Origin of the sequence: Aerococcus agrisoli (genome assembly GCF_003797145.1) — a bacterium.
GTDB classification, from domain to species: Bacteria; Bacillota; Bacilli; order Lactobacillales; family Aerococcaceae; genus Aerococcus; species Aerococcus agrisoli.
The window spans coordinates 1-1,348 of the sequence record NZ_RKMG01000076.1 but is presented as its reverse complement, the minus strand read 5'-3'; the positions used below and the strand labels follow the sequence as shown (position 1 = coordinate 1,348).

General features: G+C 37.5%; 2 protein-coding genes. Both read right to left on the bottom strand.

Features of this window, described 5'->3' with window-relative positions; genetic code table 11:
* Positions 1-59 precede the first annotated feature (59 nt).
* Positions 60-230 (bottom strand): hypothetical protein, encoded by a 171-nt coding sequence (locus EF384_RS09775; protein WP_199729747.1) that lies wholly within the window; start codon positions 228-230, stop codon positions 60-62.
* Positions 231-324: 94 nt separating this feature from the next.
* On the bottom strand, positions 325-954 hold the full coding sequence (locus tag EF384_RS09540) for a recombinase family protein (RefSeq protein ID WP_071130047.1): 630 nt from the start codon (positions 952-954) through the stop codon (positions 325-327).
* Between the last annotated feature and the right edge of the window lie 394 nt (positions 955-1,348).

Below are 1,348 nucleotides of genomic sequence, written 5' to 3'. Positions count from 1 at the left end.
TTTTGAGTGTTCAGTTTTCGGGTTGAGATTCATAAACAACATTTCCATAATATGTTTTTTTATTTTTCTCGATCATAAAGCCAGTCGAAGACTTTTTCTCTCGCTTCTTGTTCTGCATAATAATCAAATTGACTTTCCATGGCGTAAATTAGTTGCTCGGCTTGTTCTCTACTGATGCCTAACTCTTTGCAAGCTAATAAAACATAGCCTTGTGCTTGGTCGTTTGTCATAATTTCCTCTTTTTGTATATTTGTTTACTAATTTACTTGTTTATTAATTTGTTTGTTTACTAATTTACGATGTTTTTTTCAAATTACTCTCACACTATACAAAGGGGGAAGGAGCTGTTGTATCAGTCAATTCCTTCTTGATCCGGTAAACTGTATCCCTTGTTACCCCCGTGTCTTCCGCAATCTGTTTAATTGGTTCCTCTTGCGTCAACTTATTCACGATTACCTGATACGTCATGCGATCTTTTGGATTCTTTGCATTGGCTGAATACTTCACCGGCCGGCCTTTATAGTGGCCTTTCCGTTTAGCTATTTCGATTCCTTGTCGTTGCTTACGCTTGATTTCTTCACGTTCATTTTGAGCCGTCCAGGACAAGAGCTGTACAATCATGTTTCGGATCAACTTTTGGAGATTTGGATCCCCAATCTCTTGGTTCAAAATAGGTAAGTTTAAAACAATGAGTCCTATTTCCTTTTGATCCAACTTCTGAACCATTTGGACAATATCATCGTAGTTTCGTCCTAACCGATCCAACGATTCTACAATCAGAGTATCCTTCTCCCGCAGAAATTGAAGAGCCTTTTGTAGCTCTAGTCGTTCGGTCATGCTTTTTCCGGACATTTTTTCTTGGAAAATTTTTTCCGCCCCTGCTCTTTCCAAGGCTTCCATCTGTCGGTCTAAGTTTTGGTCGGTGGTGGATACACGTGCATAGCCTACTTTCACCTTTTTCACTCCTTTTCTCAGCGCATTTAATAGACACTTATAATCTACATTAAAAAAAGCGAAAAGACAACGTCTTATGTGTGTCTATTTTGGGTACACTCATAATCGACAAAAAAGCTGAATCAAAAAGTTGTAAACTTTTTCTGATTCAGCTTTTGCATTTAACCTAAAAAGAGCTTTATTCATTAACTCTTCTTTTTTTATGATTTCCTGTGGAGTGATTTTGAGGTTTCGTTAGTGTGTATTGATCTGAAATCTCTTCAGGAGAGGGCTCATCTAATTCTTCCAGAATCTCTGTTAATTAACTGCCATCTGTCTAGCATATCTTCACCTTCTTAATTTGCTGCTTTGGACAGTTTGGGCTCATCCTTTTATCATTGTCAAACACTTTGAT